This window comes from Mesorhizobium sp. M7A.F.Ca.CA.002.05.1.1 (assembly GCF_003998335.1).
Lineage (GTDB): Bacteria > Pseudomonadota > Alphaproteobacteria > Rhizobiales > Rhizobiaceae > Mesorhizobium.
The window spans coordinates 1-5216 of the sequence record NZ_RZQI01000400.1 but is presented as its reverse complement, the minus strand read 5'-3'; the positions used below and the strand labels follow the sequence as shown (position 1 = coordinate 5216).

The window sequence follows — 5216 nt, the reverse complement described above, 5'->3', positions numbered from 1 at the left end:
CGGGCAATAGCATCGGCGAAAACCCTGTCCTCGACCAGCCTGCCGCCGCCATCGGCGGCCAGCCGGTAACGCTCATACCAGTTGACCAGATGCGGCGAGGTGTGAACATGGACGCGGTAGTCCGCTGCCTCGAGCAGGGCGCGCGAAAAGGCGGCGCACGAGCCTTTGCCGTTGGTGCCGGCGATGTGGATGACCGGTGGCAGCCGATCCTGCGGATCGTCAAGCCGCTCCAGCAGCCGCGAAATGCGGTCGAGCGAAAGGTCGAAGCCTTTCGGATGAAGCGCCATCAGGGCTTCGATTTCGCGGTCGGCGGCAAGCGTCGTCATGGCAGAATCCTAGCGCATGAGCCGTGAAAACCAGAATCGGTTTCGGATGGCTATGGCAATCAAAAGCTACAGCGCGCCGAAGCACCCGTGCAATCGCGGTCGCGGCGCTTCGTGTCGCTTCAGGCTTGCGGCCGAGCTTCCGCGGCGACCACCGCCGGCGGCAGGATTTCCGGCTCCAGCGTTTTTTGCTCTTCCGGCAGCTTGAGCAGCATCTTGAGCAGGCGCGCGATCGTTTCACGCATTTCCAGCCTGGATACGACCATGTCGACCATGCCGTGCTCCATCAGATATTCGGAGCGCTGGAAGCCGTCGGGCAATTTCTCGCGGATCGTCTGTTCGATGACGCGCGGTCCGGCAAAGCCGATCAGCGCGCCGGGCTCGGCAATGTGCACGTCGCCCAGCATGGCATAGGAGGCGGTCACGCCGCCCGTGGTCGGGTTGGTCAAAACGACGATGTAGGGCAGGCCGGCTTCCTTCAGCCGGTCGACACCAACCGTTGTCCGCGGCAATTGCATCAGGGACAAAATACCTTCCTGCATGCGCGCGCCGCCGGAAGCGGCGAACAGGATCAGCGGCCGCTTGCGCTGCAGGGCCACTTCGAAGCCATGCACGATGGCGTCGCCAGCGGCCATGCCGAGCGAGCCGCCCATGAAGGCGAAATCCTGCACCGTGACCACCACCGGCAGACCCTCGACGGTGCCCAGCGCATTGATGATCGCGTCCTCAAGGCCGGTCTTGGCCTTGGCGTCCTTCAACCGGTCGACATAGCGCTTCTCGTCGCGGAATTTCAGCGGATCCTGCATCACCTTGGGGTTGTCCAGGGTCTCGTATTTGCCGCCATCGAAGAAGAATTTCAGCCGCTCCTTGGCCGAGATCTTCATGTGATGGCCGGACGACGGAATGACGAACTGGTTGGATTCCAGGTCCTTGTGGAACACCATCTCGCCGGTCTCCGGATCCTTGATCCAGAGGTTCTCGGGCATGTCGGTGCGCCGGCCGAGCATCGAATTGATCTTCGGGCGAACGTAATTGGTGATCCAGTTCATCGCTTCGGCTCCTGTCCTGACGAGGATTGGGAAGAGGTAGGAGAACTATTCGGCAGCAGCAAGGCGGGCCGAACGCACGCCTTGCGCAAGGCCGCTGACCAGCGTGGCGACGGCTTCGGCCGGATCGGCGGTCTTTTCGCCCTTCGGTCCCAGCACATTGGCAACCGCATTGACGATCGCGGTGCCGACGACGACACCGTCGGCATTGGCGCCGATCACCCGGGCCTGCTCGGCGGTCTTGACGCCGAAGCCGACGCAGACCGGCAGGTCGGTGTGGCCCTTGATGCGCTTGACCGCCGCCGCCACCTTGCCGGTGTCGGCCAGCGCCGAGCCGGTGATGCCGGTCATCGACACATAGTAGACGAAGCCCGACGTGTTCTGCAGCACTTTCGGCAGGCGCTTGTCGTCGGTCGTCGGTGTCGCCAGCCGGATGAAATTGATGCCGGCCTTGAGCGCCGGAATGCACAGTTCCTCGTCCATCTCGGGCGGCAGGTCGACGACGATCAGCCCGTCAATGCCGCTGGCGATCGCGTCCTTGAGGAAGCGGTCGACGCCATAGATGTAGATCGGATTGTAGTAGCCCATCAGCACGATCGGCGTTTCATTGTCACTGGTCCGGAAGTCGGCCGCCATCTTCAGCGTCTTGACCAGCGTCTGGCCGCCCTTCAGCGCCCGCAGGCCCGCCGCCTGGATCGCCGGGCCGTCGGCCATCGGGTCGGAAAACGGCATGCCGAGCTCGATGATGTCGGCGCCGGCCTTGGGCAGTGCCTTCATAATCGACAAGGAGGTGTCGTAGTCAGGGTCGCCGCCCATGAAATAGGTGACGAGCGCCGGGCGGCCTTCGGCTTTCAGTTTTGCCATGCGGCGGTCGATGCGGGTCACCATGTCTGGCCCTTTGGACGAATTTTGCTCATAATCAACTCCCAAATCGAAACTGTCCAAAGGGGCCTAGATCTCCATACCCAGCATCGAGGCCACCGTATGCACGTCCTTGTCGCCACGGCCGGACAGGTTGACGATGACGATCTGGTCCTTGTCCATGGCGGGCACGATCTTCACCGCATGCGCAATGGCATGCGCGGATTCCAGCGCCGGGATGATGCCTTCGACGCGCGTCGTCAGCTTGAAGGCCTCGAGCGCCTCGTCGTCGAGGATCGGCACGTATTCGACGCGGCCTGAATCGCGCAGCCAGGAATGCTCGGGGCCGACGCCGGGATAATCGAGACCGGCCGAGATAGAATGGCCGTCCATGATCTGTCCGTCGGCGTTCTGCAGGAGATAGGTGCGGTTGCCATGCAGCACGCCCGGCGCGCCGGCATTCATCGAGGCGCAATGCTCGATGCCGTCAAGGCCGCGTCCGCCGGCCTCGATGCCGATGATGCGGACCTCTTTGTCGTCGAGGAAGGGATGGAACAGGCCGATGGCGTTCGAACCACCGCCGACAGCGGCGATGATGGTGTCCGGCAGTCGGCCTTCCTGCTCTAGGATCTGCGCCCGCGCTTCGGTGCCGATTACCGACTGGAAGTCGCGCACCAGCTCCGGATAGGGATGCGGGCCGGCGGCGGTGCCGATCAGGTAATAGGTGTCCTCGACATTGGTCACCCAGTCGCGCAACGCCTCGTTCATGGCGTCCTTCAGCGTGCCGTGACCAGCGGTCACCGGGCGCACTTCGGCGCCGAGCAGCTTCATGCGGAAGACATTGGGGCTTTGCCGGGCGACGTCGGTGGCGCCCATATAGACGACGCAGGGGAAGCCGAAGCGGGCCGCGACCGTGGCCGATGCCACGCCATGCTGGCCGGCGCCGGTCTCGGCGATGATGCGCTTCTTGCCCATGCGCTTGGCCAGCAGGATCTGGCCGAGGCAGTTGTTGATCTTGTGCGAACCGGTGTGGTTCAAATCCTCGCGCTTGAAATAGACCTTTGCGCCGCCGAGATGCTTCGTGAGGCCTTCGGCGAAATAGAGCTTCGAGGGTCGCCCGGCATAATGGGTCGACAGGTCAGTCAGCTCGGCCCTGAAATTCGCATCGTTCTTGACCTCGTTCCAGTGCTGCTCCAGATCGAGGATCAGCGGCATCAGCGTTTCGGCAACGAAACGACCGCCGAAAATGCCGAACATGCCCTGTTCATCGGGTCCGGTGCGGAAGGAATTGGGTGTCGCCGGCTTGTTCATCGCCGATCTCCTGGCATCTTGACTTATGAAGCATGTCCTTGTCGGAAAACCGGTTCCCACTTTTCCGGGACATGCTCTGGTTTAAGGCACTACTAGGCTGCGCGGGTGTTCCGCGCGGTCCTGACGGCCCGGAAAAACTGTTCGATCAGCGCCGGATCCTTGACGCCCGGTGCGCTTTCCACGCCTGAGGAAATGTCTATTCCGGGCGGGTCGGCAAGCCGAAGGGCATCGCCGATATTGGCGGCGTTGAGCCCACCGGAAAGCATGTAATCGACGCCGCCGTCAAGGCCGACAAGAATGCGCCAGTCGAAGGCAACACCATTGCCGCCCGGCAGTTCTGAGCCTTTCGGCGGCTTGGCGTCGAACAGGAACCGGTCTGATATGCCGATGAATGGCTTTATCCGTTCGAGATCGGCAGCCTCGCTGAGCGGCAGCGCCTTCATCACCGGCAAACCATAACGGGCTTTGACCTCGGCGACGCGCTCGGGCGTTTCCGCGCCATGCAGTTGCAGCATGTCGGGCTGCATTTGGGCAAGGATTTCATCCAGGAAAGCGTCGCTGGCATCGACGATGACAGCAACCGCCATCGCCTTGCCGCGCGCCGCCTCGCGCAGGCGGCCAGCCTCGGCGGGTTCGACATAGCGTGGGCTTTTGGCGAAGAAGATAAACCCGACATGGCTGGCGCCGCCGGCCAGCGCCGCGGCCATTGCCGCGTCGGTCTTCAAGCCGCAGATCTTGATGTCGAGTGCCATGGCGCGGGAATTGGCATGAAAAGCGAAAAGAGTCGAGAAAAAGCATGCTGTTTGCCGGCGCGGCCAAAGGCGCTACCTATGGATGAACAGGACACACTGCGGGAGCATGACCATGACCGACAGGACAATTGCCGAACTCAGGCAGAAGATCGCGCAGGCGCGCGAGGTCATCGCGCACCTGATCGACAAGGCCGCCTTCGACGGCGCCGAGGCGCACCGCGCGCTCGACTATTTTGGCAGCGATGAATTCGACGGCAATTTCCTGCCGTGGCCGCATCATGGCGATGAGGGGCTACGGCCTGAGGACTTGAACGCCGCCAACGACGACTGAGCGATCTACTCGAACATGATCGCCTGCAGCGCACCGCCATTGCGCTTCAGCCAGTCCTTGCAGCGATCGGTGTCGGGGCAGAGCTTTTCGCACAATTTCCAGAATTTCGGACCGTGGTTCATCTCCTTGAGATGCGCCACTTCATGCGCGACGAGGTAGTTGATGACCGGCGACGGCGCCATCATGATGCGCCAGGAAAAGGACAGATTGCCTTCGGAGGTGCATGACCCCCAGCGGCTTGATGTGTCCTTGAAGCGGATAGCCTTGGCGCGCTTGCCGAGCGCCTCGGTGTGTTTGGCCACCAGCTTCTCGATTTCCTTCTTGGCCTCGCGCTTGAGGAAATCGGCGAGGCGGCGCGGCAGATGTATGCGGTCGCCATGCACGATCAAGAGCGGACCACGTTCGTCGCGCGACACGGTGACGGTGCCGCGCTTTGACGGTTCATGGACGATGCGGTGCGGCACGCCGCGCAGCGGGATCCTGATGCCGGGCCGCACCTGCGGCCGCGTCGGCACCTTGGCCAGTCGCTGCTCCAGCCAGTCCTGGTGCCGCTCGAGGAACCTGTCCACTTCGCCGCGGCGCAGGCCTGGCG

The 5216-nt window shown here is 62.9% G+C and carries 6 protein-coding genes and 1 pseudogene; 1 reads left to right on the top strand and 6 read right to left on the bottom strand.

Annotation, left to right across the window (positions count from 1 at the left end; translation table 11 throughout):
* The 5 genes and pseudogenes from EN939_RS19865 to EN939_RS19845 all read right to left on the bottom strand — a co-directional run.
* Nucleotides 1–326: pseudogene (locus EN939_RS19865) on the bottom strand (bifunctional folylpolyglutamate synthase/dihydrofolate synthase); the annotation flags it as partial.
* Nucleotides 327–445: 119 nt separating this feature from the next.
* Complete coding sequence (accD, locus tag EN939_RS19860; RefSeq protein WP_013528321.1) at nucleotides 446–1372, bottom strand: acetyl-CoA carboxylase, carboxyltransferase subunit beta; 927 nt, start codon at nucleotides 1370–1372, stop codon at nucleotides 446–448.
* 45 nt (nucleotides 1373–1417) lie between these two features.
* Nucleotides 1418–2257, bottom strand: a complete 840-nt coding sequence (gene trpA, locus EN939_RS19855; protein ID WP_127269346.1) for a tryptophan synthase subunit alpha — start codon at nucleotides 2255–2257, stop codon at nucleotides 1418–1420.
* A 63-nt stretch (nucleotides 2258–2320) separates the two neighbouring features.
* Complete coding sequence (gene trpB, locus EN939_RS19850) at nucleotides 2321–3541, bottom strand: tryptophan synthase subunit beta (RefSeq protein ID WP_127269345.1); 1221 nt, start codon at nucleotides 3539–3541, stop codon at nucleotides 2321–2323.
* A gap of 92 nt (nucleotides 3542–3633) precedes the next feature.
* Nucleotides 3634–4293 carry a phosphoribosylanthranilate isomerase gene (locus tag EN939_RS19845; protein WP_127269344.1) on the bottom strand — a complete coding sequence of 220 codons (660 nt, stop codon included), beginning with the start codon at nucleotides 4291–4293 and terminating at the stop codon, nucleotides 3634–3636.
* Nucleotides 4294–4405: 112 nt separating this feature from the next.
* Here EN939_RS19845 and EN939_RS19840 point away from each other — a divergent pair, with 112 nt between their 5' ends.
* Complete coding sequence (locus EN939_RS19840) at nucleotides 4406–4624, top strand: hypothetical protein (RefSeq protein ID WP_127269343.1); 219 nt, start codon at nucleotides 4406–4408, stop codon at nucleotides 4622–4624.
* A 5-nt stretch (nucleotides 4625–4629) separates the two neighbouring features.
* Here EN939_RS19840 and EN939_RS19835 read toward each other — a convergent pair.
* Nucleotides 4630–5216 (bottom strand): M48 family metallopeptidase (locus EN939_RS19835; protein WP_164751093.1); only part of this gene is annotated, 587 nt, incomplete at its 5' end.

Coding starts and splice junctions, on each gene's coding strand:
- accD (WP_013528321.1), bottom strand. CDS start 1,372: ATGAACTGGATCACCAATTACGTTCGCCCGAAGATCAATTCGATGCTC.
- trpA (WP_127269346.1), bottom strand. CDS start 2,257: ATGGTGACCCGCATCGACCGCCGCATGGCAAAACTGAAAGCCGAAGGC.
- trpB (WP_127269345.1), bottom strand. CDS start 3,541: ATGAACAAGCCGGCGACACCCAATTCCTTCCGCACCGGACCCGATGAA.
- EN939_RS19845 (WP_127269344.1), bottom strand. CDS start 4,293: ATGGCACTCGACATCAAGATCTGCGGCTTGAAGACCGACGCGGCAATG.
- EN939_RS19840 (WP_127269343.1), top strand. CDS start 4,406: ATGACCGACAGGACAATTGCCGAACTCAGGCAGAAGATCGCGCAGGCG.